Origin of the sequence: Zhengella mangrovi, from assembly GCF_002727065.1 — a bacterium.
Taxonomy (GTDB): Bacteria; Pseudomonadota; Alphaproteobacteria; order Rhizobiales; family Rhizobiaceae; genus Zhengella; species Zhengella mangrovi.
Map to the genome: position 1 here is coordinate 1 of NZ_PDVP01000026.1, position 23,572 is coordinate 23,572.

Genomic DNA, 23,572 nt, shown 5'->3' on the forward strand with positions numbered 1-23,572 from the left:
CCTACAAGGCTAGCAAAAGCGTCGTGTCTGGCGGCGGTGATATCTACTATGAGGGTGCGTTCTACTTCCCAGGACAAAAGCTGACCATTTCCGGCGGCGGAACGGTCACTTCACCTTCTCCGTTTACCTCATACGTTGCCGATATTATCGAATACACCGGCGGAGGCAATCTTTCCATTGGCGCTGATCCGAGTGCTTCTTCCGTACCAATTCCGGCCGGCCTCTTTGAAGGCGGGAACGTTCAGCAAGTACGGCTTATAGAGTAAAAATAAGGAACATAGAATCAATATATAATTATTGCCTTATCAATTTTACCTGTATCATTAATACATATTCGGTATTTTTTTGGCCACAATTACTCTGTTCAGCGTTTGGTGTGAAGGTAGAGCCATGCTTCGTAGGTTTGCTCGGGATCGCTCAGGAAATTTCGCCATCATCTCGGCCATCGCAGCTGCGCCCCTGATATTTGCCGTGGGGCTTGGGCTTGAATACAGCGACATCTCGGCTGAAAAGGCCAAATTGCAGAGCGCGCTCGACTCCGCCTCCCTGGCCGTGGCGCGCGAGGGCATCAAGCTCTCCAACGATATGGCCTACAAGATCGCCGACGAATATGTCCGGTCGAATTTCACCGGAGACATCAAAAGCGTCGCGGTCAACCGGACCGGCTACTCGGTGGCGGTTTCGGCGACCACGGAAAAGAAGCTGGCCTTCGGCACGATCATGGGCAACGAGACCTGGAAGATCGTCGGCCAGTCGGTGGCCGAGTATGCCCCGGCGCAATACGAGCTTTCGCTCGTGCTCGACACGACCGGCTCCATGGAGGGCGCCAAGCTCGCCGCCATGAAGGCCGCGGTCAACACGCTGATCGATGCGCTGTCGGTCCAGGTGACCAACAAGAGCGCGCTCAAGGTCGGCGTTGTGCCCTATGCCACATTCGTCAACGTCGGGCCGCAGTATGGGCCCCAGTTCGACGAGAACGGCAAGGTCGTCAACGGAACGGGCGCCGACTGGCTGGATACCAAGGGACTATTGAAATACCCGCAGCAAGACCTGGCAGCAGATGTCAACCGCTTTGAACTTTATCATGCCTTGGGTTTCAAGTGGCCTGGGTGCGTCGAAACGCGCATGGATACGCCCGGAAAGAGCTATGCGCTGACAGATGAACAGGCGAGGTCGACCGTATCCGCTTCGCTCTTCGCGCCAACGTTCGCAATCGACGAGCCGGATGATACCTGGCCGAACGGGTTCCCGAAATATCCCAACAACTACATCAAGTCAGCTGTGAAATTCACCGACCCGATTACGACCAAGATGGCGCGCTACGGTATTGCCAGGGTTGCCGGTCAGTGGACGCGAGATCTATCACTCCCCCTGAGCCTCGATACCTCACCGTCGATCTTCTATTCCAACGAGTCCGATCCGAAGGGGCCGGGGTACGGTTGCGAGACCGAGCCGCTGCTGCCGCTGACAAGCGATCTCAACAAGGTGAAGAGCAAGGTCAGCGTGCTGAAGGCAAACGGCTCGACCAACATCACCGAGGGCGTCCTGTGGGGCTGGCGGACCTTGTCCGACCGGGAGCCGTTCAGCGAGGGGTCCGCCTCCAACCACGGATCCCGCAAGATCATGATCGTCCTGACGGACGGCACCAACTCCTACGGCGTGCTGAACAACGACCTCAAGTCCGGTTACACCAGCACCGGCTACCTGGACGACAACCGGCTCGGCCCCAAGGTGTCGGGAACGGTCGACGCCACCACGCTGGCAATGAACGCGCAGACGCTGACGGCCTGCACGAATGCGAAGAATGACGGCGTCGAGATCTTCACGATTCGGCTGGAAGAGCCGAACATGGCGACCGGGACGCTGCTGCAGAGCTGCGCCAGCGGCAACGACCATTTCTTCGACAGCCCGAACCACGACCAGCTGGAATCGATCTTCAAGGAGATCAAGGACAAGCTGGTGACCGTTCGCCTCGCGTCATAGGAGATATGAACAATGGCGAAAGGTTGGTTCTTCGTCCTGAAGAACGGTATGGGCACGCAACCCTATCGCGTGGCTATCAAAGACGCATTGGAAGCACGCCTGGCTGTGTTTAAAAAATGTCGCGACGCAGAAATCGTTTATGCAGAACGGATGGAAGAAACCGGGATTGAGGCCGACACGATCCAAATAGGACACTTCCTGAACAGGCATCGATCTCGTGCCCGTATCTGCTATCGGCAAGAGCCAGCGAACGATTGCTGAGAAATCTGCAACTGTCCGCAGAGAGAGGCAGGGAATAGGGCTCCGTAGAGCCGTATTTCCTCCGTCGCACAAATATCTGTTTCGCGACCCTAGAAGTGAGATTGGATCGCGCAGCTATCTGCGGCCAAGGTCACTCTAACACAGACAAAAAAATGCCCGCCACAGCGTGGGGGGTCTGGCTCTGTGGCGGGCTGGTGCAATCTCAAGACAAGAGTGCTGCGACTTGCGCTTACAAAAGCTACAATGCCTCGCTTCGCAGGGTCAATATTCAAATTCGGCTATTTTACGGCATCTGATACCTTGAACAGTGTCAGGGCGCCTTGTCGGCAACACCATTTTTCTAGCACCCAGGTTCTGGCAACGAAATATTTATAAATCTTGTCGAAACTAGACTTGCACGCGGTCAACGAGGGGGCTGCAATAGCCGGTCTGATGTGGCACATCCTGATGGGGGATATCAGACCGGCTCTTTTTTGTTTCCGATCGAAAAATAATCTCACTCTTGGTTAGGAGGGCGGCCGACGGCCCTGACGGACGATCAGCGCGCCGAAGTTCGCAAAATGCGCGATGAGGAAGGGCGGCGGCCGTCTGAGATCGTCAAGCTATTCAAGGTCAGCGCCAATACGGTGCGGCGGGTGTAGGGTATTGCATTAATCAAGATTTTTGCAACACCCTCTCTCCTCCTTTGAAAACAAGCGCTTGGCTGTTGCATATATCCATTGCATTTTGAGAGCGTGAATTCGTAGCGTCAGGCCTCCACGGCAGACCATGAACCTTGACGGTTCATAGTGGTTCACCCATAATCATTGTGAACCAAAGAAAGTCACGAACATGCCCGCCTTCACCGTCCGCGTCCCGGATGCCACCGCCGAGCGGCTCGACCAGCTCGCCGAGAAGCAAGACCGTTCCCGCGCCTACATGGCCGCCAAAGCCATTGAGGATTTCGTCGCCCGCGAAGAGTGGCAGCTTGCGGAAATCGAAGCCGGTTTGGCAGAAGCCAACAACGGCCTCTTTGCCTCCCCTGAAGACGTGGCCCGCGTCATCGCCAAATACGTCCAGCCTGCCCGCTAAGCATGGCACGCCTGACGATCCGTTGGACAAGTCGTGCCCTCCACCGGCTTGATCACATTGCCGCGCATATCCAGAAAGATAACCCGCAGGCCGCCGCCCGCGTCGTCTCCCGCATTGTCACGGCCGTAGACCTTTTGGCCGAGCAACCGGCCATGGGACGTATCGGCCGCATCAAGACCACTCATGAGCTCGTGCTCGCGGATATCCCCTACATCATCCCCTATCGGGTCACCTATACCTATGTGGATATCCTCACGGTCATGCACGCGGCCCAGAAATGGCCCGAGGAACTCTAGAAAGATCCGGCCATGATTTACGGCTACGCACGCGTCTCCACCACAGGCCAAACCCTCGATGCCCAGAAGGAGGCCCTGCGAGCCTCCGGGGCCGAGAAGATCTTCGCAGAGACGGAAAGCGGAGCCAAAACCGACCGCGCCCAGCTCGCCAAGCTCATGGCGACCCTCGCGCCGGGAGATACCGTTTTGGTCACCCGCTTAGACCGGCTGGCCCGGTCAACGCTCGACCTTTTGAACGTGCTCGCCTCGATCAGTGAAAAAGGCGCATCCTTCCGTTCTCTGTCCGATACATGGGCCGACACGTCCACCGCGCACGGCCGCCTCATGGTCACCGTTCTCGGTGGCCTTGCCGAGTTCGAGCGCACGCTCATTCTGGAGCGGACGACCGAGGGCCGCGTCCGGGCGAAAGCCCGGGGCCAGACTTTCGGGAGAAGGCCGAAGCTCACGCCCTTCCAGAAGCAGGAAGCCCGTGCCCGCCGCGCGGCCGGTGAAAGCGTCCGGGAGATTGCCCGGAGCTACAACGTCAGCGCCAGCACGATTTCGCGACTGCGACTTGGCTCCCAACACTAATTTCATGACGTGGCCCGTCCGCTGCTAACGTGCGGTGGCAGTTGTGCTATACATTGTTTTCGAGGGATATTGATTAACCACAAAGGATTTTCCCATGGCCCGGCAGATGTCGCTTAATCGTCGCTCGTTCTTCTGGTGCTTGGCTGCGCCTTCACTGGTTGCGGTAGCGTCGACTTCCGTTACTACGCGTGTCGAAGCGGCCTCCCAAGCCTATTGGCAGGGCTACGACAAAGGCAAGCAGGCCGGTCGCCAAGATGGCTACACAGACGGCTATAAGGGCGCTTATAAGGAATCTTACGTCGACGAGTTGATGAATGGCCTGAACGGAACCATGGCGCAGCGCTCGGCCAGAGACGCCGACTATGCCCTTGGCTACAAAGACGGTTACCGACGGGGTTACATGATCGGATACCGCGCTGGTGAGCGCGATGGGTCGCAGGATGGACGAGACGATGCCCGAGACTGGAAGTCGGACTTGCGTGACCTCATGCGTCGGTGCATGCGAACTGGACGTTGCGACTGAAGCAGGCGCGTTGTTTCTGTATTCGGGATGATATTGCAGCGGCTGTAGGTGTATCTGGCAGTCAACTTAACGGTAGCGAATAAGTACGCATTGTTGTGATCCAGTCTGACTTCATAGAGTTCTTTACCGCAAACATCCAAAACCCACACACCCGCCGTGCATATGGCCGGGCGGCTGTGGATTTTATGGAGTGGTGCGGCAAACGCGGTGTGACCGCCGTATCCCAAATCCATTCAGTAGATGTTGCGGCGTGGATCGAGGAACTCGGTCACACGTGCAGCGTCCCGACAGTCAAACAGAAGCTATCCGCCATCCGGCACCTTTTTGAATGGATGGCGACTGGACAAACAATACCATCTAACCCTGCACATAACGTGATCGGTCCGAAACATTCGGTGCGAAAGTCCAAAACGCCCGTGCTGACTGCCGAGGAGGTCTGCCAACTTTTAGATAGTATCCCGACCAACACCATAGCTGGAATGCGCGACCGTGCTTTGATCGGACTGATGACCTATTCCTTCGCTCGGATTGGTGCAGCGCTCGTTATGGAAGTTCGCGATGTCTACGTCCAGAATCGACGGCTCTGGGTCCGCTTGCATGAGAAAGGCGGCAGAGCACATGAAATACCATGCCATCATAAGCTCGAAGGATATCTACAAGCTTATATTGATGCGGCCGACCTACGGGATGATCCGCGAGGGCCGTTGTTCCGCACCATCGGCCGCCAGAACCGGCTCCTGACCAACACTCCCCTGCCGCAATCCAATGCTTTCGCGATGATACGCCGCCGGTCCAAATTGGCTGGAATTGATATTCCTATTGGCTGTCACACCTTCCGTGCGTCCGGCATCACTGCGTATTTAAAGAACGGCGGTACGCTGGAAGAAGCCGCCGCTATAGCAAATCATGCCTCAACCCGCACGACGCAGCTTTACGATCAAAGGCGTTCCTAGTTTAAGAGCAATATCAGATTATAATTGTTGAAGTAAACGATAGAAAATACCCGCCACAGAACGGGGAAAAGGAACCGTGGCGGGTAGTATGGTCTCAAGACGGAAGTGCTATGATTGACTAGGGTAAGTTAGCCGACCACACTTCTAACCGTCAAGAACCAAGATTCATGGCGCTTTGTCCCGAGTTCCAACGCATCTTCATTCTGGAATTTCCAACGGCCCAAGCTCACGCCCTTCCCGAAGCAGGAAGCCTGTGCCCGCCGCGCGTCCGGGAGATTGCCCGGAGCTACAACTTGAGCGCCAGCACGGTTTCCCGTCTAGCCTAATCCCTGATGCCAGTGAGGGCCTTTCAGGCCTACCCGTTGTCTCTCTCCCCCGTGGTGGATGATGCGCGTGTGCGCCCTCCCCTGCCCTTATCCATGCCCTGCCCGCTCCTTCGCTAACGCTCCCGTGTTGAGCAGGACAAGGACGCCTATGGCTTCAGGGATCGGCCGCCGTTCTCCCGCGCCCCACGAGGGCGAAAGACAAACCAACGGGAGACCCCAAAATGAAACTCCTCTCCCAATCCATCATCAACCAGCTCGCCAGAAACGGCGAAGTGTCCGACAAAGACCCCAGCTTTGACCCCTCCCCCGTCGTGAAGCTGTTCACCCCATGGGCCGGTGCCACATGGCTCCTCGGCTGGACCGAGCCGCAAGACCCGGATATCGCCTTTGGCCTCTGTGATCTCGGTCTCGGCTTTGCCGAGCTGGGCACCGTGCGGATCTCCGAGATTGCCTCTTTGGTTGGCCCGTTCGGCCTGAAGGCCGAGCGTGACCTGCACTGGACGCCCGTGGGCACCCTCGGGGCCTACGCCAAGGCCTCCTACCCTGAAGGGCGGATCGTGGAGCCGGATTAACCGGCTCTACGCAATTTGTGATTTTACGATTTCAATGAATTACGATTGACCGTTCAGCAAGTTCCTACCCGAGCACTCCATTGCTTACAATCCAGATGATCCGGTCCTTTTGCGCCGAGGGCGTATGCCAGCGTCATACAAGCAACTGCGACAAAGACAAAAATCCAAAACCCTTGGTCCACTGAGCCTACTCCCGCCTTCCGCTATTCGAGACCTTACACGATACAGAAATACGATTTTCATCAAAAGCGATTATAAGGAATTGGGGATTTGTGGCGAATCGGTCACCCTCCCCTTAACCAGTTGTTAACCACCTCTCGCCATCATCGGAAAAGCGTGAAATCGTAAAACCGACGAACCGCAGAACCACAATTAAGGAAAGGCGACGGCATGATTATAGGCGTGCTCAACCAGAAAGGTGGCGTGGGCAAAACCACCATTGCCATCAACCTCGCCGCGACCATCGCCCAATCCGGCAGCCGCGTGCTTCTCGTGGACGCAGATCCGCAGGCCAGCGCCTTGGCGTGGTCTTCAGCCCGTGAGGAAACCCCTCAGTTCCCCGTCGTCGGGATGGCCAAGCCCACCCTCCACCGGGATCTCCCCGAGATTGCCAAGGACTACGATGTAGTCGTGATCGACGGCGCCCCCCGGGTCAACGAACTCGGCCGGGCCGCGATCCTCGCCAGCGACCTCGTGCTCATCCCCGTGCAGCCTTCGCCCTACGATATCTGGGCCGCCGCCGACACCGTGCAGCTCATTCAGGAAGCCCAACAGTTCAAGCCGGATATCCGGGCCGCTTTTGTGATTAATCGTAAAATCGCAAACACAGCGATTGGCCGGGATGTGACGACAGCCCTCTCGGATTTTGAAGACGTGCCGGTGCTCCCGGTCGCCCTTCATCAGCGCGTGATTTACGCGGAAAGCGCCGCCCAAGGCCTTTCCGTCATCGAGGCCGACATGAACAGCGAGGCCGCCCGCGAAGTGGGCCAGCTGGTCACCGGTCTGTTTAATCGCAAGGAGAAGAAAGTCGCATGAGCAAGACCACCAAGCTCGCAGCCCTCAAGAAGAAGCCCGCACCTGTGAACGCCGACGAATGGGTGGGGGCCAGCACCCCGGACGTCAGCGAAGGGCAGGGGAGCAATGTCACCACCCTTGAGCAGCCCGCCGAGCCCATGAAGCGCTTCACCATCGACGTGAACGAAACCCTCCACAAGCGGATCAAGGCCGAGTGCGCCATGCGCGGTCAGAAGATGGCCGACGTGATCCGCGACCTGCTGGAGCGGGAGTTTCCGAAGAACGCCGCTTAAAATCGTGCTTACGATTTTGCGCTTTTGCGGAATATCGGTTGAAAGTCTGCCCAATTTCAGGGCAGCGCGTTTCCAATCGTCCACGAATCAGGGCTAATCTCCCCCATGGACTATCACATTCGAGATACCGATCTGCTGGACAAGCTGGAGGCGGCGCGGGGCAAAGCGCTGTTTACCACCGTGGCGCAGCATCTCGAACACGTCCAGAAGGAACGCGACGAAGAGAAGATCAAGGCCGAGGCCCGGGCCGCCGAGCTGGCCGCGCTCCCGCGCGATGCCCGCCGCCGGGCCATCATCCGCGAAGTTATCGAATCCGACGGCCCCGGGCCGGAGAATCTCCGGTTCATGCCGACCCCGCTCGCGATCTGTGGCTTGCCCTACCGCAGGCTCCCCACCACGCAGGATGAATTCATCCGGGAGCAGGGGAAAATGCGCGTCGTGGTCAGCCCCGGCAAGGTGACCGACCCCAACGGCAAGCGCATCCTTCAGCCCATCCCGTGGGGCCCCAAGGCCCGCCTCATCATGGCGCACCTTTCCACCGAGGCCCTCCGCAACAACTCTCCGATGATCGAGACCGCTTCCAGCTTCACCGCCTTCATGCGGGATCTGGGCTTTGAGCGCAGGGGAGGAGTGCGCGGGAACATTCGCCCGTTCAAGGAACAGCTCCAATCCCTCGCCGCCTGCCGGATGGAGATTGCCGCATGGAACGGGAAGACCTCCGCCTCTGTGGACGTGAAGCCGTTCAGCAAGATGCAGCTTTGGTTCTCGGATAACCCCGACCAGCAAAGCCTCTGGCCGAACACCGTCCAGTTCTCGGAAGATTTCTACAAGGCGCTCCAGAAACACGCCCTGCCGGTGGACGTGAGGGCCCTCAAGGCCTTCTCCAACTCCGCCCGAAAGCTGGATCTCCTGTTCTGGATCACCTACCGCATCACGCGGCTGGAATCCAAACTCATCCTCGACTGGAAGCCCCTCAAGGATCAGTTCGGGGAAGGGTTCACCCGCGAACGCGCCTTCAAGGCCCAAATGGCTGAAGATCTGGCCAGCGTTCTGGAGCTTTTCCCCAAACTTCCCATCAAGCTCACCGATCGGGGGCTTGAGATGGAGAACGCGGACGCCAAGGCGCTCTCCATTCCCCGCCGCATCACTACCTAATCCCGTACATCCGAATCAGAAAACACTGTTTTCCCATAGATTTAGCCGCGCTGATTTGGTGGCGCTTGGCCCTGTTTGTGAATTCAAGTTTTTCAAGGAGATAGATAGGGTCGCGCGCTGATTTGGTGGCGCTCTCGCGCTGATTTGGTGGCGCCTTCGTCCTTATCTGCGCTGATTTGGTGGCGCCCCCGCGCTGATTTGGTGGCGCCCCTATATAAGGAACAGAAAGTTCTCAGAAATATCTCTACAGAAATCTTTCTACAGAAAAAATTTTACAGAATTACAGAAAAGGGCCTCCGGCGGATTTTTGACCTGAAAAAGGGAAGGGGAGCCAACGGCACCCACCCCACTCCAAACCAATAGGTCGAGAAACGGGCAAGGGAGCCTCAGGAGGGCTTTGAAAGGGGTCTTGTGACCCATCCCTCATCTGGGAGGCAAAACGCATTCTGTGGGCTTCTGAGACGGTGGTGGCCGTTCCCGTAGGAACGACCCCCAACCCTTCACGGTCATCGGCTTCCCAGCCTGTACCGTACCCTTGATTGAATCACAGCTTTCCCCTTACGCCAAGTCTTCAGGCCCCCAACCCTTCTTCAAATATCCTCGGGGGTTCGGGGGCAGACAGCCCCCGGGGTCGCCGCCGAAGGCGGCAGCCTATTTTTTGTGGGGCAAAAGTCGCGTGTAGGTGCCGTCGCGCAGCGCCGCGATCCGCCGCTCATTCGTCGGGTGCGTGGAGAAGAGGTTCCCGAAGGACGAACCGAAAAACATCAAGTAGCTGTAGGACGCCTCCACATCGCGGGGGGTGTGGATCTGGGCAATTTTCTCCAACGCGCTCGCCATGGCTTCAGGAGAAGACAGGGACGCGCCGATCGCGTCAGCGTGGTATTCACGGCTGCGGGACAATCCCTTGACCATCAGCTCGCTCACAAAGCCAATCAGGGCCCGACCGACCATGTGGAACGATGAAGAGCCGGTCTGGATCGCGTAACGGGTGGTTTTGTCGCGAGCCTGAGAAGCCGCCACGGCGGCTACCAAGGTGGTCACGACCGTAAACACGTTGCCGAACATGGACTGGAAACCCTCGGCAAATTGCATTTGGCGCATATCGCCAGACACGACATGGCCGAGCTCGTGCCCGATGATGGCCCGGATCTCGTCCTTTGAAAGATTTCGGAGAAGCGGACGTCCGATGATCACTTCCGCGTTTTCAGGATCCGGCCCCGCCGCGTAGGCATTGACCACATTCATCACACCAACGCGCGGGGGAGGAATATCCAGAAGGGTCGCCATGCGGTGGACCTCTTGTGTCAAGGCCTCGTCGGCGGGGAGATACTGGACACCAAAGACATTGCCCATCAGGCCCTTCAAGCGAAGGGTGTAGCGATACCCCCAGAAGAGACCCAGAACGGAAAGCCCAAGCGCAATGAAGAGGGGAACAGGCCCCGGGTTTTCCATGCCCATCCATACAGCTTGATAGTAGCGCGGATTCAGGAGGTGGTAGATGAGCCCTGTGATCAAATACACGACGCCGAAGGTGGTGAAGAGCATGAACACCGGCACAATCCACCACGGCCGCCGAAGCCGCCGCCCGTCCAGCTGGGAGGTCTCAAGCGAAGGGACGCCGAGCAGCGGCAAGTTTTCGATGAGATCTGGCCTAAAATGCCAAAACCCGTAGCGAATAAGGCCCACGAGTAGGCCGAGCTGCATCAGGTTCAGGAGCCAGAAAACAAAGAAGCCGAACCCCCACGAACCTGTCGTGAACGACAAAATGGAAGTGATCACATCCGGAATATGTGTGATCGCCGTAATGGGGTTGGGGAGTATCGCCCATGCAATGCCTGACGGTGGCTCCCCGTAGAGCCAGAGCATGAACATCAGAAGGCCGGTCACAGCCGCATAGCGGATCGCAAGCACCTTCGGATCCAAAGGCAGAAAGAACGCAAGTCTCATGGCTTTTCCGTTTTGGCAGGGGAGGGGATATAGGTGCCGATCCGGCTCTTGCAGGTCTCGCTTTTGTCCCATGTGGTCAGACGGACTTTGATGGGGCGGGGGCCGCGCATATGGACGATGCCATAGCGCCACCCGTCGCCCTTCCAATCGCTCAGGAGATCCATCACCTCATCCGGGTGCAGAAGCGGGCGGCCGGTGAACTGGATGCTCTCGCCGCTGGAGAAGTTCACGCCGGAACCGCCGCCATCTCCGAACATATCGCCCTGCTGGGCGGAAATGTTCGTCCCGGAATTGGTCGATCGGAAAGCCTCGGTCTTCGTGCCGAGATATTTTCCGATTAGGGCGCCCGTGTCCGGGTCATCCGTCCCGAAGAACTGGCGCACCGCGCAATTCAGGAACGGCTTCCAGCCGCCGTTGGGGTAGGTGTATTCCAGCGTGCCCATGTCTTGGAGGAAGAACCACAGGCGCACGCCGGATCCGGCATGGGTGCGAATGGCATCCCGGAACTCCGGAAATGGCCCCAGAGCCAGAAACTCGTCGAGGACGAAGAGGGTTTGGATCTCCGGCTTGTCCCGGCTGCGGGTCATCTCTTCAAGGGCAGCCTTAAACAGGACGCGCAGCCAAGGCGAATAGGGCGTGATCAGCTTGAAGGGGATATCGACGTAGACCGTCGCCGGTCGCTCCTTCAGGGACGCGAAATCCACGTCGCTTTTCCGAAGGGTCTCCATGAGATCCGGGTCGCCCCAAAGCCCCAGCTTGGAATTCAGGGTATCGCGGAACGTGGGCAGGCCTCGCTCTTCGTTCTTGCCCAAGATGGCATTGGCCGCGTTCTCGGCCGCCGGGACGCCTGAGCTCGCCATGTACTGAAGCGTGGCCTTGAACTTCGGCAGGGGATGAAGCGCGTACTCGATGACGGTTGCAAGGTTGCGCTTTTCGGGCGGCGCCTTCTTCAGGATGAACATCATCAACCCGGTGAGGAAGGTCGCCGCGTCATCGGAGAAAAACTCCGAGGCATTCGGGTCTCTCGGGAACAGCAATTCCGCAAGGAGGCGCGCCTCCGCTTGAGACCGGACGCAGGCGAGGGGATTGAACCCATGGGAGACCCAACCCGCCTTGGTGGGATCTTCGTTGTCAAACGGGGCAATCCGGTAAACCGGCCCGACATTCTCCGCCCGCCACTTGGAGGTCATCTCGTAAAGTTCGCCTTTAGGATCGAGCACGATCGCGCTGCCCCGGTAACGGAGAAGGTTGGGCACAATGACAGTGACCGCCTTGCCCTGACGGGACGGCGCCAGCGTTAGGAGGTGGCCCTCCCGATCCCAATGCACAAACCCCGGCGACGGGTAGGAGGGCTCGGTCGCCTCCATGGCCCCCAGAAGAATGGAGGAAGGGTTGTCAAAGGCCTCCCGGCCTTTGAGGTTTTCCTGAAGATCCAGAGGCTCGGCCCAGCGAGCCGAACCGTAAAGGGGAGGGGGGCTCGCAAGGAGCCGTTCGCGCTCTTCGCGCTCGGCCTTTTCCTTTCGTGCCCGCTCGATGATCGGTGCCGGATTTCGGCCCGCCTTGACGGCTTGCGCCACGGCGTCAGCCACCTCGGAACCCAGCTCGGGTTCAACCTGTTTGCGCCACCGCTCGGCACCCCATGAGCGCCCGAGCTTCCAGCCAATTTTCGCGCCCTGAGAAATGGTTCCCCAAGTCTTCTTGGCGTCCCCGAAAATATCGAAGTCGTTGCCCATAGTCGTCCCCTCTGGGTGGCAAACTATGCACCCAGAAAGGCGGAAGACAATCAGGAAATTACCCTGTCTTAACAGCGCACTTACGCATCGTCCGAATGTGTACGCATCAGCGGACAGACGATGCGTTGCACGGTTTTCTTACCGCCGCGCACAGCGCGTCGGAGAAAACCGGCAAGTGCGCCAAGGGGAGGGCCCCTTGGATCCCCCAAGCTGCCTCGTCGTTTGTCGCAGGCTTTGTGGGTTGTGCTATATCCTAGGTTGTCCGAATATGCCTCCCGGCATATCTCGGATGGGCGTCTCCCGTGGCAATCTATCACCTGCACGTCAAGAACATCAGCCGCCGTTTTGGCCGCAGCATCGTGGCCGCCGCTGCCTACAGGGCAGGGGAGACCTTGCCCAATGAAGCGGAGGAACGGGAGAGCCATTTTGGAGGCCGCCGGGACGTGATTCACGCCGAGATCATCCTGCCGGCTGGAGCGCCGGCATGGATGGGTGAACGTGCCGAATTGTGGAACGCGGTGGAACGTGCCGAGAAGCGCAAGGATGCCCGCTTAGGCAAAGAAATCGAATTCTCTTTGCCGCGAGAACTCCCCCCGGAGGCATGGGTTGAAGTCGCCCGTCAGATGGCGACGGCATACGCCGAGAAGGGGTATGTGACCGACTTCGCCATTCACGAAGACGGCCTCAAACATAACCCGCATGTTCACATGCTGCTCACCACGCGGGCTGTCACCGAGAAAGGTTTTGGCGCGAAAATTCGCGCCGCAGATCATCCGTCATTCATCACCGAGGCCCGCAAGATTTGGGCTGCTATTGCCAATGAGGCACTCGGCAAGGTGGGCGCTGCCGTTGAAATCGATCACCGGAGCCACGCCGATCGAGGGGTGGAACAACGCCCCTCGCAGCACCGAGGGCCGGATCGTCAGGAGCGCCGCGAGCGGCGCGAACAAGCACGTCAGGAGAGGGCCATGCAGAGCGATAATATCGTCAAAGCGTACAGGTCGATCGTAGACGACCCGAAAAGCGCGGAACGCTACCCGAACCTTTATCAAAGGGAAGATTGGCCGCCGACCTCGCCCACGCGTTCTGCGAGCGACTATACCCGTGAAGAGCGCGAGGAATTCGTGACCTTCTGGAAGGACGTGGGGTTTCACGTTCCGGAGCAGGATATGCCCCGCCGCGATGCACCCGAAGAGGAACGCAAGCGGCTTTATGACTACAAGGAACAGGCCAAGGAGATGGCCGAGCGGAGCATCGACAAGATCCGTCCGATGACCAATCCCACCTCCCGGGAGACCATTTTGGAATGGCGGGAAATCGAGAAGCGCTTGCATGAGCAGTTGCGCCGGGAAGGGATTGATCCCGGTGAAAAGACCGACTGGCGGGAAATCGCGGAGTCCATGGCACAGTTCCGCGATAAGCTCGTGGAAATGCGCAAGATGGAATTTGAGAACCGGATCCTCCGGGACGAGCTTCTCAAGCGAGACCGGGAAATCGAACGCTCCCGGCCCATCCCCGATCCCCTCGGCAATCTTATCTCCCAGCAGGAGATGGATGACGCCCAAGGCGCCGCCCTCGAAGACATGACTCGTAACATGACGGAGGACGAGTGGCGCATCGCAGAACAGGAAACCCGCCTGCCGCCGGAGGCTATGCCTCCGTCTCCCGACGCAAGCGCCGAGGATCACCTTGCATGGGAACAGCTGGAGCAGGCTCACGCGGAATATGAACGTGAACCGGACAAAGGCCGGGAGTGGGATGATAAGCGTGAACGAAATCCGTTCCCATAAACAAAACGACCGCCCCTGAGGGCGGCCGCTTTTCGCGTTACGGCAAGACGGGCTTCGGCATCTCCCGGAGATGGGAGAGCGCCATCTTCTGTATCATGACGCTAAAACCGAGATTGATGTCGGCAGTGTCAAAGACATCACCCATCCAGTCGGTTTCGGGCGCGGTGTCGGCTTCCCGACACTGCACGTAGGCGGCCAATGCTTGGCGCCGCTTCTCCGCGTAGTAGTCGTACATGTTGGCTTCCCGGCCACGTCCGCGCATATAGCGCAGGACGCGGAGGCGAGCGGTAGGGGACAGGGTTTCGAGACGAGCCTTTTTCATGGGCTTGCTCCATAAAACGGGGTGAAGTTACGCCCGCTTATGGGAAGCTCCCCAAGCTCGCCTGACTTGGTGGTTCAGGCGTCTTCTACAAAATGCTTGTTACCCAGCGATCTACGCGATTTCCTTCTCGGTAGAAGAGGCGCGTGATGATTGCGGCACAGAGGCCGGTGGCCATACCTCCCAATACATCGGTGGCGTAATGGGTGCCGACGTAAACCCGTGACCACATCACGAGAAGGGCGGCAAGTCCGAGAAAAACTGTACGCTTTGGCAATCCCGCACAGCAAAAAGCGACAACGATTGCGGTGACCGCTGTCGCGTGGTCCGAGGGAAAAGACGGGTCAGCGCTAGGGGCAATGATCAGGTGCGTGACGCCTGCATCGTAAGGACGAATGCGTTCGAAAAGTAGCAGGATAATTTGATTGATACCGAGACCAAGTAAGAACGAAATACCGGCCGTTGTAGTGATGTAGCGGACATGAGAACGAAATCCGGGTCCCCACCAATGAAGAGCCACAAATGCCACCATAAGCGGCACTCCGAATTGCGTTGTCACGATCATGAAATTATCAAGCAATGGATGACCGCCAGCCGGAGCATTAAGGGCGATCGTGATCAACTTATCCAAAGTGTAGCCTCCTTATGACTGAAAAATTTGCAACAAATGGTGCGCTCGCCGAGCGCCGCATCCATCACATTTTTCAGATTAGTGTAATTCTTAAGGGATTGCACGCTCTGATTGAGTGCGCGTCCGGCGTCGCGCTCTTTATGGTCAGCGGACAAACAGTTGCGCATTGGGTAGAGCTCTTGACGCAAGAGGAGCTGATTGAAGATCCCCGTGATCTCATTGCGACAAGCCTTCTTGATGCCGCACAGCACCTCTCAGTTGGTACCCAATCCTTTTACGCCTTTTATCTGTTGAGCCACGGTTTGGTGAAAGTGTTTTTGGTCGCAGGGCTTTTGAAGGAAAAACTGTGGGCCTACCCAGCATCTCTTTTCGTGCTCTCCGGATTCGTCGCTTATCAGATCTATAGATACTCCTACACCCAAGGGGTTGGGCTGATTGTCCTGACTGTGTTTGATCTCGTGATTATGTGGCTTGTGTGGCACGAGTGGCGTGTGTTGGAGAAACATCTTCGAGCACGAAAGGCCTAATGGGAAAAATAAGATAAGCTCTCAACAACCCTCGGACTACGGCTTAATCTGGATCACCAGATCGTAAAACTCGCCGCTCATCCGGCTGGGGTTCAGCCTCTCATCCGTTGGCATCGAGGCGCTCTCCCAACCGTTTTCGATGCCCTCCCGATCGAGAAACAGCCGCCCGGCTTTCGCGGTCTCTGTTTTCCGCACATCCACCGGCAGCGCCGGGCTGATCCGCAATTCGGAAAACCCCTGCTTGCTCATCTCGGACATGACCTTGCGCAGCGCCTCCGGCGCAAAAGGGGCCGCCGCCGCTTCGCGGCCTTTCTCAATCCATTCCAGAAGCATGGGCTTCAGGGCTTTGCGGGTGTCCTTCATCGGGAACCTCCCGTCCGGCGGCCGAGATACGCATCCGTCACGTCAATCCTGCCGTGACCCAGCTCCTCCGCGATGATCTCCCGCGCCCAGCGGTCGCGTTCCGCGTCCTCCCTGCCCATGGCAACGGCGGGCTCCCCGCCTTTCGCCGGGCAATCCTGCCCGGTGAGCACCTTGTACCGCCATTGGGCATAGGCATGGCGCAGCCCGTGGCCCCGGCCGATGCCGGATTGGGCCACCTCGTGTTTGTACCGGCTCAGTTGATCTTTATAGAGCTTGCCGTCCGGGATCAGCGCCCGGTCGCCTACGGCTTCCCGGATCTCATCGAGCAAGGCCCGCTGTCTGGGATGCAATACAGGGATTTCCCTGTATCTGCCCCCTTTCGTCCATGATGGCTTTAGCACCAGTTTTTCGCCCCGGTCGGCATACGCCACCCGGAACTTGATCGCCTCTTCGCGGCGCATCCCGAAGGCGGCTTGCAGCTGAAGGGAATACCGCACCAGCGGATCCCGCACCTTGGCGAGCCGCTCCCGGTCAAGCCGGTTGGAGCGGTCGCCCTTGTAGCGGTCTCGCTGGCCAATGCCATAATCTTCGTTGCTGGGGAGCATGACGGAGCTTTTCCGTACCGAGCTGGCCCACCAGCGGAGCCATCCCATGCGGTTCTTCAACGTTCCGTCGCCAAGGCCCTCCTCCTTCCATTTTCCGAGGAGGGCCGTCACATGCTTGGGCTTGAGGGACTGTGCCCCCGGTAATTTGAAGCCCATACCGCGCAGATCACGCGCGATCGCCTGCAGGCCCCGATGCCGGATGGCACGGGTTGAATAGGAGCCGTCCCCCGCCCGGGTGGTCAGCTCCTTCAGATCATAGGCGAGCGCGTCCATGCGTTCGGTCTTTCGTTTGGTTAGTGTTTATGGCCGCGTGGCCGGGCATATAGCCCGAGGCACGTCCGCGCCCTTGCGGGTGCGGGAGAGGCCGGAATCCATCGGGTAATTACTCCGTGGCCCATTCTCTGGCCTGCAATCGGTTGTCCGTCCTTTCTACGGCTGGCCGGGTCGCATCAGCCTTGCCGTGGTTGGCGTTTCGGTTCCTTGTCGTTGCTCATCTCACAGGATGGCCGGGCGCGTTCCCGTTGGGCGTGCGCTTTGGCTTGTCCTTCCGGCGGTTAGTGTCGCCGGTCGTCGCGTGTCTGGCTGGCACGGTTCCCCTGCACCTTGTTGTTTTTGCTCTTCCGGGTTTGCCTTTCGGCGGTTGTTTTCATGGTCAGTGTCCTTTGTTGGAACGGTAGCTGCTCTGGGCATGGTGTCACTCTGCGGCCTCAGAAGAAGCCCGGCGTGTAACCGGTGAGTGCCCTCACTGGCACTCACGCAGCACTTATGCCCAAGGCACCAAATCCGCCTGACAGGTTCCGGAGGGGTGCCCGTGTTCGCCGCAGCTGGGTTGAGATCCGGGAGGCTTTGCCAAAAGACCGCTGGAGCGTTTTCCTGCCGTGTCACTATCCGAAGTCTCGGACAGTGACACGGCGGCCCCTGCGCCGTGTGTGTGCCGCGCCACAGGAACGCGACATCGGGAGACCTGTCGGCGGCCTCCCATACCCTCCCCGGAAGGGGCTTTCAGGCCCGCCCCTTCACCCCGGCCTTGGTTGGGGGACGTTGGCACTCCCCTTGCCCCTCGCCTTGATCGCCCGGCCGCCGCATCGAACGGCAACCCGGGCGAAGCTCCCTCCGTTCACTACGGCGCTATGTGGGGAGCGCGTTCACGTCGGGATCTCCGAGGCGGATTTAGACCGTTTATCTTTTGTTTTCAGTCGGTTCAGTGTTATACTGGCGCATGGAACTGTTCCCGTCCTCCGCCTATCTCACCAAGATCCGCCCGGCTGAAAACATGCGCCGGTTCTATGCCCTTCAAGTCATGCCCGACCTCTTCGGCGGGTGCAGCCTCATCCGTAGATGGGGCCGCATCGGAACCTATGGCGCAGATCGCATTGAACACTTCCCGTCCGAAGGGGCAGCGCTGGATGCGTTGCGCGATTGGATCGACGCAAAGGCCAAACGGGGCTACGCCCTCCAGCTGGTCTAGTTCGCCAACCCCATAACCGTGGGCGGCTTGCCGGATCTTCCGGCTTTCTTCCCTTTGTCCCGACCCACGTCCTTGCGGCCTGAATTCCGGTCTGTGTGTGTGCCGGTCGCGGCAAGGCGCAAGGCATCCAACCGTATCCCACCAAGGCGGGGCCCTCGGTCGGACCCTCCGTTGCGCCTCGCCTCATAACGCCCGGCCCTTTGAACACACGACCGGCCGCAATAACGCGCGTCGGGTAACAAAGGAGAAAATCCATGAAACCTAACGGCAAACAACCCACCCACTCCGCTTACGCGGTCGAGGGCGAAGGAGAAAAGACCAACTGGACGGAGATCGGTGCCCTGTGGCCCCACGACGACGGCAAAGGCTTCAGCCTTATGCTGCGTGCCCTTCCGGTGAACGGTCGGATGGTCATCCGCGAGCGTAAGCAGCGCGAACAGGCCGACTTGGAGCGGTAACGCTCCCCTTCAGAAACGGCCGGGGCTTCCCCGGCCTTCTTTTTGTCGCCATCCGAACGCGCTCCCCATGTAGCGCCGTAGTGAGGATGGCTCCTTTTTGTCGTGCGGCTCGGATGCTGGCGCACCCTCGCCGCCCGATCATGTTGTGCACTACACAGACCTGTGTCTTGCCGTTTGTCAGTAAACCCGACAAAATGTTGAAATCCGCGAAACGGGGTCGCCATCAAGGCGACCCCGCCCTCCGGGGAGCCACTGGCTTCGGGGCTGCGTTCTATGTCTTAGCCGGACGAGCGCAGTCCCATGCCAGATCTCCAACATACGCGAAGATTTTGATCTTCGCCCCACTCTAGCGCACCTATCCACACCCAAACCCCCAGATTAAGGGTGACTATTTTGTGATAGGGCTAAATTGTACGGCGTTTAATTTGCGCGCAAAAGTAGAATTCTTGTGTCCCGACGGCTGGCAAACCCGATAAGCTGTGCTAGGGTGATTCCATGAAGTCCGCCAAACCCACCCCGATGAAGATCAGTTCCAGTGCCAAAGGGCGCGCCAAAGCTTCTCGCGCCGCCGCAGTTTCCTTGAGCCGGGTGGAAGGCTTTGTCATGTCTAAAGACATGAAAGACACTTTCCGCAACTTCGATAAGGCTGGAATGACGCATGAACAGCGTCGCATGGCGTTACACGCCAAGTACGGGAAAAAGACCGGTTAACGCCGACGATGTACGAAGCGATCCGCGATCCCTACTGCTATCCAAACAGCACTGTTCTTCGTAATCGCGCGGAATTGCGTGAGGCAAAGGCGCTAGAAGACTTTGAACTTGCCTTCTTTACCCAAAGATTTGAAGAAGGTTTGCCACATGGACGGCTGGGAGTCGCCCACCTTCGGGCAATCCACAGACACCTTTTTCAGGACGTTTACGAATGGGCTGGGCAGTATAGAACCGTCCGTATCGCTAAGGGCGGGACCATGTTTTGCTATCCTGAAAATATTGCCTCGCAGCTCGACGAGTTGCTCGGCTCGCTGAAATCCAAGAAATTTCTCGCGGGGCTATCTGACCGAGAGTTTGCAAAGGCTGCTGCGCACGTCCTTGCTGATCTCAACGCCATCCACCCCTTCCGCGATGGGAACGGCCGGACACAAATGGCTTTCATGAGTTTGGTTGCACAACGTGCGGGCCATGAATTCGATCTCGCAAAGATAAAGCCACGCCCTTTTCTCGCAGCCATGATCGCCAGCTTCAGTGGCCAAGAGGACGACTTAGAGACGCAACTCCTTGCCCTTATGCAGTAGTGAAAGAAAGGTGTGCGCGTGAGCGATAACGATTGGCAAACGCCCGAGGAACGACAGGCCCAATTGCATCAGGCACATGACCTGAAGGCACAGGCAGTACGCCATGGTCTTACATTCGAGGCCTATCTTCCTCCATCCCTTGCGGAGAAACTTCTCGACACCATCGCGGATGGTGGATTCAGAGATCCAAGCGAATTCGTTTTCGTGGCCGCACAGGCGTTCATGGAAATGGAGAAGCACCCAGATCTCAAACTGGAATTGCTCAAACGGAAGGTGCAGACCGGGCTCCATAGCGGCCCGAGGTTATCTGCCGACGCCCTTTTGGCTGAATTAAAAGCCGAAGCCGACACGCAGAAAATCGGGGCGCCCGCTGTCTGGGTGAAGCCCAGCAAACGGGCTTCTTAGGATTCTATGGGCTTTGCCCCTCGCGCGGCCAAGGGTCGCGGTTCCCGAGGCTCGCCGGTGCCCGGCTACGCCCGCCGCTTCCTCCCTTGGCCTTGCTACCCCCACCCTCGCCGGGAGGCAGGGGTGCAGGGCACCCTGAAATACGATTTTACAGAATTCTTTATTTTGTCATCTAAAAATATACTTCACTGAAGTTACATTATATGCGAATATATAATACAAAAGAGAGAATAAATGATGGCTGTATTCGCCTATTTACTCATGTCTATAATCTATATCCCAATCGGGATCCTGATTGGTTACTTTATTTGGGGATAGTTGCAGAACAAAAATTGCAACCCGGCCGAAGCCGGGTTGCAGTTTGTGTTCGCGATCAGTTGGGGTTGACGGTGACCGAGGCCGAAGCGCCGGTAGCGCCGATGACCTGAGCGTTTCCGACACCGGCGCTCTGGCCGAAGGTCGTGCTCACGCTCGACGAGGTCGAAACATCGCCGGTGTTGGTCGCCGTGGCCTGCACGGTGACACCCGGGAGGTTGACATCGGCAACGCCATTCAGCGTGACGGAAGCCGAAGCGCCCGTCGCCATGACACCCTGCACGTTCCGAACCCCATCCTGCTGGGTGAAGGTCGGCGTGCTTCCCATCGTGGTGATGGTCCCGCTGTTCGTGCTTTGCACGGTGTAGATCGACGCAGCGATCGAGGGAGCCGTAAACGCCACGAGGGCGAGGGCGGCGGTGGAGAGGAGCAGTTTCTTCATATCGCTTTTTCCTTCTGTTAAGCGATGCTGAAATTGAGGGAAGTACCCCCGGTGAAGACCGTCTCAAATGAAACGGCCGCTTTCAGGAAACTCATGCCGAAGGCATCAACTTCCCGAACTGAGACCCGCAGGCGCTTTGCGCCTTCGGGAACGACTGCAGGATGAGGTCAGCCACCATCAGCGAAATGGGATCTTCAAGGCTTTCCGCCTGAAGCATCTGCTGATCGGACTTCATGACCTGACCTGTGGCCAGCGTGTTGCCGATGATGATGCCGCCGCCGATGCCGATTTCTTTGAACCGCATAACGCGGCTCATTTTGCTATCGGCAACGAGGCGACCCGATCCCGGCGTGACCAACTCCGTAGAGAAGCCAACGCGGGCTGCTCGGGTATTGGCCATAGGGCCGACGCCTGCGACACGGACATCCACTGTCTTACCTCCTGTGAAGTCCAAGCTCGTAAACATTCCCGTCACGACGTAGTGCGGGTAATCACGCTGGATGGACTTGGCGATGGCTTCCTGAACGGGTGCACCGCCGAAGTTGGCAAGACTGGCATTTGTATTGTTTTCGTAGCGATTCAGGGCGATGCCTCCGGCATCACGGATCGCTCCGGAAACATAGGTTGCCGAAGTCCCCTGCGGGAGCTTCGTGCCGGTCATACCGTCTGCTACGGCGTTGGTCTGGCCCGTACCATCAGCCCAAAGGGCCACGGCAAATCGGATGCCATTGATGGCCCCCGATTTCTTGATGCAGGCGAGAATATCTCCAACTTCCGTCTTGTGCGTCTCCACTATCGGCATGGCTGCCGGTGTGGCCCCCGGAACCTTAGTTCCTGCGGTTTTGCTGCACGCTCCCAGAGGGAGAACGACAACTGCGGCCAAAGCGGCCGAAGTGATCTTTTTGACCATGAGTTCATGCCCTCTCGGTTAGTAGTTGAATGAGCCGTAGGTACGTTGATTGCCGCTGTTACTGCCCCGCTGGTTCGCAGAGATGCGGTTGCCGTTGCCGTTCACCGTGATCGAATTCCAGACGCCAATGGACTGGATGATCTGCGTGGTAGCAGTTCCCGCATGCTTGCCTGCAAGGGCACGAGATGCGTAGACCGCATCATCCAAATGACTGGATGAGCTTGTGGGTGGCCTTTGCAAGGTTCCCCATGCTCGGGTCGCATCACCGGCAAAAGCCGTCGAGCCGCACATCAAGATGCACAGCCCAAGGATTATGGACTTCATGACTTCCTCCAATTTTTAGGGTGGTTCGCCCGAAGGCAGAGAAGAAATACAGCACAAATGTGCGGAAAAAGTTATTTTTTAGTCTGTATATATTGCGGCGTATACATTTATTAAATTTTATTGTCAAGTATTATTCAATATTTTTTATATATTTAATATTATTAATTAAATAAATCTTGAGACATAAATTGAAATTGCATAACTTTTTGATAAATTTCTAGCGCGCGACCTGATAGGGAAAATCCAACCTAAATTATTAGAAGAGCTTTAGATTTATTGCGATATTCCCTGAAGGCTGAGAGGTCCTTGTTACGGAAAGCAGACCATGATCAACCATTTTTGGCGTGATCGACGCGGCAATTTCACAACCCTCGGCGGCATGCTCTTTTTCATCCTGGCATTGGGCGCAGGTGTCGCTCTCAACCTTGTTGATATCGAGAACCGTCGGTCAGAATTTCAGCAAGCTATTGATAGTGCAGTTCTGGCCGCTGCCGCACGTCCTGATCTGGATTTGAAAGCGCGGATCGCCATTGCTGAAAATATGGTCGGTTCAAATTCCCTGAACGATTGCACTGATTCCAAGACATCATTCCAAATCGCCAATGATGTTATTACTGGCAGCCTCTACTGCCAGCACGTCACGCTGTTCAATCAAATTGTCAATCCAGGATTTACAAAGATCAATGTTGATGCCGCTGCCAAAGTTTTGCGGGGCGATCCAATGTGCATATTGGCGCTCAATCCTAGCGCGAGCAAAGCATTGCTGGCGAGTGGCGGATCAAACATTGTCGCCAATGGCTGCTCAGTCCATGTCAACTCATCGAGCACGGATGCAGTGGTATTCTCCGGCGGGGCGACATTGAGCAGCAAAAGCAATTGCTTCGTGGGAGGTGTCAAGCAGGGGCTCTCCGATATGACCCCGCCACCCGAGCCATCGTGCGATCCGGTCAACGATCCTTTCAAGTCCTTGTTGAAGCCGGCGACAGGCAGCTGCGATTACACGAATTTCGACGAGAATACGGACAT

General features: G+C 57.6%; 29 protein-coding genes. 20 read left to right on the plus strand and 9 right to left on the minus strand.

What is annotated here, in order from left to right:
* The 12 genes from CSC94_RS24745 to CSC94_RS23000 all read left to right on the plus strand — a co-directional run.
* On the plus strand, nt 1–266 hold a 266-nt coding region (locus CSC94_RS24745), incomplete at its 5' end, for a hypothetical protein (protein ID WP_245408467.1).
* Nucleotides 267–390: 124 nt separating this feature from the next.
* The gene (locus tag CSC94_RS22955) at nt 391–1,983 is read left to right on the plus strand and encodes a pilus assembly protein (RefSeq protein WP_099308712.1); all 1,593 of its coding nucleotides are present in this window, start codon (nt 391–393) and stop codon (nt 1,981–1,983) included.
* 12 nt (nt 1,984–1,995) lie between these two features.
* The gene (locus CSC94_RS24350; RefSeq protein WP_133123031.1) at nt 1,996–2,244 is read left to right on the plus strand and encodes a hypothetical protein; all 249 of its coding nucleotides are present in this window, start codon (nt 1,996–1,998) and stop codon (nt 2,242–2,244) included.
* A gap of 831 nt (nt 2,245–3,075) precedes the next feature.
* Nucleotides 3,076–3,315: a CopG family ribbon-helix-helix protein gene (locus CSC94_RS22960; RefSeq protein WP_099308713.1), complete on the plus strand. Its 240-nt coding sequence runs from the start codon at nt 3,076–3,078 to the stop codon at nt 3,313–3,315.
* A gap of 2 nt (nt 3,316–3,317) precedes the next feature.
* On the plus strand, nt 3,318–3,611 hold the full coding sequence (locus tag CSC94_RS22965; protein ID WP_099308714.1) for a type II toxin-antitoxin system RelE/ParE family toxin: 294 nt from the start codon (nt 3,318–3,320) through the stop codon (nt 3,609–3,611).
* Between the two features lie 12 nt (nt 3,612–3,623).
* Nucleotides 3,624–4,181: a recombinase family protein gene (locus CSC94_RS22970; RefSeq protein WP_099308715.1), complete on the plus strand. Its 558-nt coding sequence runs from the start codon at nt 3,624–3,626 to the stop codon at nt 4,179–4,181.
* Nucleotides 4,182–4,275: 94 nt separating this feature from the next.
* Nucleotides 4,276–4,704, plus strand: coding sequence for a hypothetical protein (locus tag CSC94_RS22975; RefSeq protein ID WP_099308716.1), 429 nt, complete (start codon nt 4,276–4,278; stop codon nt 4,702–4,704).
* A 95-nt stretch (nt 4,705–4,799) separates the two neighbouring features.
* Nucleotides 4,800–5,657, plus strand: coding sequence for a tyrosine-type recombinase/integrase (locus CSC94_RS22980; protein ID WP_245408469.1), 858 nt, complete (start codon nt 4,800–4,802; stop codon nt 5,655–5,657).
* A 547-nt stretch (nt 5,658–6,204) separates the two neighbouring features.
* A complete protein-coding gene (locus CSC94_RS22985) occupies nt 6,205–6,555 on the plus strand; it encodes a DUF2958 domain-containing protein (protein ID WP_099308717.1) in 351 nt (116 codons plus the stop codon).
* A gap of 390 nt (nt 6,556–6,945) precedes the next feature.
* Nucleotides 6,946–7,590 carry a ParA family partition ATPase gene (gene parA, locus CSC94_RS22990; RefSeq protein WP_099308718.1) on the plus strand — a complete coding sequence of 215 codons (645 nt, stop codon included), beginning with the start codon at nt 6,946–6,948 and terminating at the stop codon, nt 7,588–7,590.
* A complete protein-coding gene (locus tag CSC94_RS22995) occupies nt 7,587–7,862 on the plus strand; it encodes a plasmid partition protein ParG (RefSeq protein ID WP_099308719.1) in 276 nt (91 codons plus the stop codon). Before parA ends, CSC94_RS22995 begins: the two co-directional genes overlap by 4 nt.
* Before the next feature lie 105 nt (nt 7,863–7,967).
* Nucleotides 7,968–9,017, plus strand: coding sequence for a replication protein RepA (locus tag CSC94_RS23000; RefSeq protein WP_099308720.1), 1,050 nt, complete (start codon nt 7,968–7,970; stop codon nt 9,015–9,017).
* A 651-nt stretch (nt 9,018–9,668) separates the two neighbouring features.
* On the opposite strand, the gene CSC94_RS23005 is transcribed toward CSC94_RS23000, so the two are convergent.
* Nucleotides 9,669–10,964, minus strand: a complete 1,296-nt coding sequence (locus tag CSC94_RS23005) for a M48 family metalloprotease (RefSeq protein ID WP_165784565.1) — start codon at nt 10,962–10,964, stop codon at nt 9,669–9,671.
* Entirely contained in the window at nt 10,961–12,697 is a 1,737-nt protein-coding gene (locus tag CSC94_RS23010) for a type IV secretory system conjugative DNA transfer family protein (RefSeq protein WP_099308722.1), read from the minus strand. Before CSC94_RS23010 ends, CSC94_RS23005 begins: the two co-directional genes overlap by 4 nt.
* A gap of 302 nt (nt 12,698–12,999) precedes the next feature.
* On the opposite strand from CSC94_RS23010, the gene CSC94_RS23015 reads away from it, so the two are divergent.
* The gene (locus CSC94_RS23015; RefSeq protein WP_099308723.1) at nt 13,000–14,487 is read left to right on the plus strand and encodes a MobA/MobL family protein; all 1,488 of its coding nucleotides are present in this window, start codon (nt 13,000–13,002) and stop codon (nt 14,485–14,487) included.
* Nucleotides 14,488–14,524: 37 nt separating this feature from the next.
* Here the strand turns inward: CSC94_RS23015 and CSC94_RS23020 are convergent, their stop codons facing one another.
* Together CSC94_RS23020 and CSC94_RS23025 are read right to left on the minus strand one after the other, a co-directional pair.
* Complete coding sequence (locus CSC94_RS23020; protein ID WP_133123033.1) at nt 14,525–14,722, minus strand: hypothetical protein; 198 nt, start codon at nt 14,720–14,722, stop codon at nt 14,525–14,527.
* 172 nt (nt 14,723–14,894) lie between these two features.
* The gene (locus tag CSC94_RS23025) at nt 14,895–15,437 is read right to left on the minus strand and encodes a phosphatase PAP2 family protein (RefSeq protein ID WP_205853404.1); all 543 of its coding nucleotides are present in this window, start codon (nt 15,435–15,437) and stop codon (nt 14,895–14,897) included.
* Nucleotides 15,438–15,451: 14 nt separating this feature from the next.
* Here CSC94_RS23025 and CSC94_RS23030 point away from each other — a divergent pair, with 14 nt between their 5' ends.
* Nucleotides 15,452–15,964 carry a DUF2127 domain-containing protein gene (locus CSC94_RS23030; RefSeq protein ID WP_099308726.1) on the plus strand — a complete coding sequence of 171 codons (513 nt, stop codon included), beginning with the start codon at nt 15,452–15,454 and terminating at the stop codon, nt 15,962–15,964.
* Between the two features lie 36 nt (nt 15,965–16,000).
* Here CSC94_RS23030 and CSC94_RS23035 read toward each other — a convergent pair whose 3' ends face one another.
* Both CSC94_RS23035 and CSC94_RS23040 read right to left on the minus strand, forming a co-directional pair.
* Complete coding sequence (locus CSC94_RS23035; protein ID WP_099308727.1) at nt 16,001–16,327, minus strand: hypothetical protein; 327 nt, start codon at nt 16,325–16,327, stop codon at nt 16,001–16,003.
* Entirely contained in the window at nt 16,324–17,205 is an 882-nt protein-coding gene (locus CSC94_RS23040) for a phage integrase N-terminal domain-containing protein (RefSeq protein WP_099308728.1), read from the minus strand. Before CSC94_RS23040 ends, CSC94_RS23035 begins: the two co-directional genes overlap by 4 nt.
* A 946-nt stretch (nt 17,206–18,151) precedes the next feature.
* Between CSC94_RS23040 and CSC94_RS23045 the strand changes: the two genes are divergently transcribed.
* The 5 genes from CSC94_RS23045 to CSC94_RS23060 all read left to right on the plus strand — a co-directional run bounded on the left by CSC94_RS23045 (nt 18,152) and on the right by CSC94_RS23060 (nt 20,555).
* Complete coding sequence (locus tag CSC94_RS23045) at nt 18,152–18,400, plus strand: WGR domain-containing protein (protein ID WP_099308729.1); 249 nt, start codon at nt 18,152–18,154, stop codon at nt 18,398–18,400.
* A gap of 254 nt (nt 18,401–18,654) precedes the next feature.
* A complete protein-coding gene (locus tag CSC94_RS23050; protein WP_099308730.1) occupies nt 18,655–18,858 on the plus strand; it encodes a hypothetical protein in 204 nt (67 codons plus the stop codon).
* A gap of 495 nt (nt 18,859–19,353) precedes the next feature.
* Nucleotides 19,354–19,569: a hypothetical protein gene (locus tag CSC94_RS24355; RefSeq protein ID WP_133123036.1), complete on the plus strand. Its 216-nt coding sequence runs from the start codon at nt 19,354–19,356 to the stop codon at nt 19,567–19,569.
* A gap of 8 nt (nt 19,570–19,577) precedes the next feature.
* Nucleotides 19,578–20,150 carry a Fic/DOC family protein gene (locus CSC94_RS23055; protein ID WP_099308731.1) on the plus strand — a complete coding sequence of 191 codons (573 nt, stop codon included), beginning with the start codon at nt 19,578–19,580 and terminating at the stop codon, nt 20,148–20,150.
* An 18-nt stretch (nt 20,151–20,168) separates the two neighbouring features.
* Nucleotides 20,169–20,555, plus strand: coding sequence for a ribbon-helix-helix domain-containing protein (locus CSC94_RS23060; protein WP_133123038.1), 387 nt, complete (start codon nt 20,169–20,171; stop codon nt 20,553–20,555).
* Nucleotides 20,556–20,928: 373 nt separating this feature from the next.
* Here the strand turns inward: CSC94_RS23060 and CSC94_RS23065 are convergent, their stop codons facing one another.
* From CSC94_RS23065 to CSC94_RS24360, 3 genes are all read right to left on the minus strand, one after another.
* Nucleotides 20,929–21,312, minus strand: coding sequence for a hypothetical protein (locus CSC94_RS23065; RefSeq protein ID WP_099308733.1), 384 nt, complete (start codon nt 21,310–21,312; stop codon nt 20,929–20,931).
* Nucleotides 21,313–21,403: 91 nt separating this feature from the next.
* A complete protein-coding gene (locus CSC94_RS23070) occupies nt 21,404–22,222 on the minus strand; it encodes a hypothetical protein (RefSeq protein ID WP_133123041.1) in 819 nt (272 codons plus the stop codon).
* Between the two features lie 18 nt (nt 22,223–22,240).
* Nucleotides 22,241–22,546: a hypothetical protein gene (locus CSC94_RS24360; RefSeq protein WP_133123043.1), complete on the minus strand. Its 306-nt coding sequence runs from the start codon at nt 22,544–22,546 to the stop codon at nt 22,241–22,243.
* A gap of 325 nt (nt 22,547–22,871) precedes the next feature.
* Between CSC94_RS24360 and CSC94_RS24125 the strand changes: the two genes are divergently transcribed.
* On the plus strand, nt 22,872–23,572 hold a 701-nt coding region (locus CSC94_RS24125), incomplete at its 3' end, for a TadE/TadG family type IV pilus assembly protein (RefSeq protein ID WP_133123046.1).

Excerpts from the sequence above, each read along its gene's own strand:
- CSC94_RS22955 (WP_099308712.1), top strand. The coding sequence starts at position 391 with ATGCTTCGTAGGTTTGCTCGGGATCGCTCAGGAAATTTCGCCATCATC.
- CSC94_RS24350 (WP_133123031.1), top strand. The coding sequence starts at position 1,996 with ATGGCGAAAGGTTGGTTCTTCGTCCTGAAGAACGGTATGGGCACGCAA.
- CSC94_RS22960 (WP_099308713.1), top strand. The coding sequence starts at position 3,076 with ATGCCCGCCTTCACCGTCCGCGTCCCGGATGCCACCGCCGAGCGGCTC.
- CSC94_RS22965 (WP_099308714.1), top strand. The coding sequence starts at position 3,318 with ATGGCACGCCTGACGATCCGTTGGACAAGTCGTGCCCTCCACCGGCTT.
- CSC94_RS22970 (WP_099308715.1), top strand. The coding sequence starts at position 3,624 with ATGATTTACGGCTACGCACGCGTCTCCACCACAGGCCAAACCCTCGAT.
- CSC94_RS22975 (WP_099308716.1), top strand. The coding sequence starts at position 4,276 with ATGGCCCGGCAGATGTCGCTTAATCGTCGCTCGTTCTTCTGGTGCTTG.
- CSC94_RS22985 (WP_099308717.1), top strand. The coding sequence starts at position 6,205 with ATGAAACTCCTCTCCCAATCCATCATCAACCAGCTCGCCAGAAACGGC.
- parA (WP_099308718.1), top strand. The coding sequence starts at position 6,946 with ATGATTATAGGCGTGCTCAACCAGAAAGGTGGCGTGGGCAAAACCACC.
- CSC94_RS22995 (WP_099308719.1), top strand. The coding sequence starts at position 7,587 with ATGAGCAAGACCACCAAGCTCGCAGCCCTCAAGAAGAAGCCCGCACCT.
- CSC94_RS23000 (WP_099308720.1), top strand. The coding sequence starts at position 7,968 with ATGGACTATCACATTCGAGATACCGATCTGCTGGACAAGCTGGAGGCG.
- CSC94_RS23005 (WP_165784565.1), bottom strand. The coding sequence starts at position 10,964 with ATGAGACTTGCGTTCTTTCTGCCTTTGGATCCGAAGGTGCTTGCGATC.
- CSC94_RS23010 (WP_099308722.1), bottom strand. The coding sequence starts at position 12,697 with ATGGGCAACGACTTCGATATTTTCGGGGACGCCAAGAAGACTTGGGGA.
- CSC94_RS23020 (WP_133123033.1), bottom strand. The coding sequence starts at position 14,722 with ATGTACGACTACTACGCGGAGAAGCGGCGCCAAGCATTGGCCGCCTAC.
- CSC94_RS23030 (WP_099308726.1), top strand. The coding sequence starts at position 15,452 with ATGACTGAAAAATTTGCAACAAATGGTGCGCTCGCCGAGCGCCGCATC.
- CSC94_RS23035 (WP_099308727.1), bottom strand. The coding sequence starts at position 16,327 with ATGAAGGACACCCGCAAAGCCCTGAAGCCCATGCTTCTGGAATGGATT.
- CSC94_RS23040 (WP_099308728.1), bottom strand. The coding sequence starts at position 17,205 with ATGGACGCGCTCGCCTATGATCTGAAGGAGCTGACCACCCGGGCGGGG.
- CSC94_RS23045 (WP_099308729.1), top strand. The coding sequence starts at position 18,152 with ATGGAACTGTTCCCGTCCTCCGCCTATCTCACCAAGATCCGCCCGGCT.
- CSC94_RS23050 (WP_099308730.1), top strand. The coding sequence starts at position 18,655 with ATGAAACCTAACGGCAAACAACCCACCCACTCCGCTTACGCGGTCGAG.
- CSC94_RS24355 (WP_133123036.1), top strand. The coding sequence starts at position 19,354 with ATGAAGTCCGCCAAACCCACCCCGATGAAGATCAGTTCCAGTGCCAAA.
- CSC94_RS23055 (WP_099308731.1), top strand. The coding sequence starts at position 19,578 with ATGTACGAAGCGATCCGCGATCCCTACTGCTATCCAAACAGCACTGTT.
- CSC94_RS23065 (WP_099308733.1), bottom strand. The coding sequence starts at position 21,312 with ATGAAGAAACTGCTCCTCTCCACCGCCGCCCTCGCCCTCGTGGCGTTT.
- CSC94_RS23070 (WP_133123041.1), bottom strand. The coding sequence starts at position 22,222 with ATGGTCAAAAAGATCACTTCGGCCGCTTTGGCCGCAGTTGTCGTTCTC.
- CSC94_RS24360 (WP_133123043.1), bottom strand. The coding sequence starts at position 22,546 with ATGAAGTCCATAATCCTTGGGCTGTGCATCTTGATGTGCGGCTCGACG.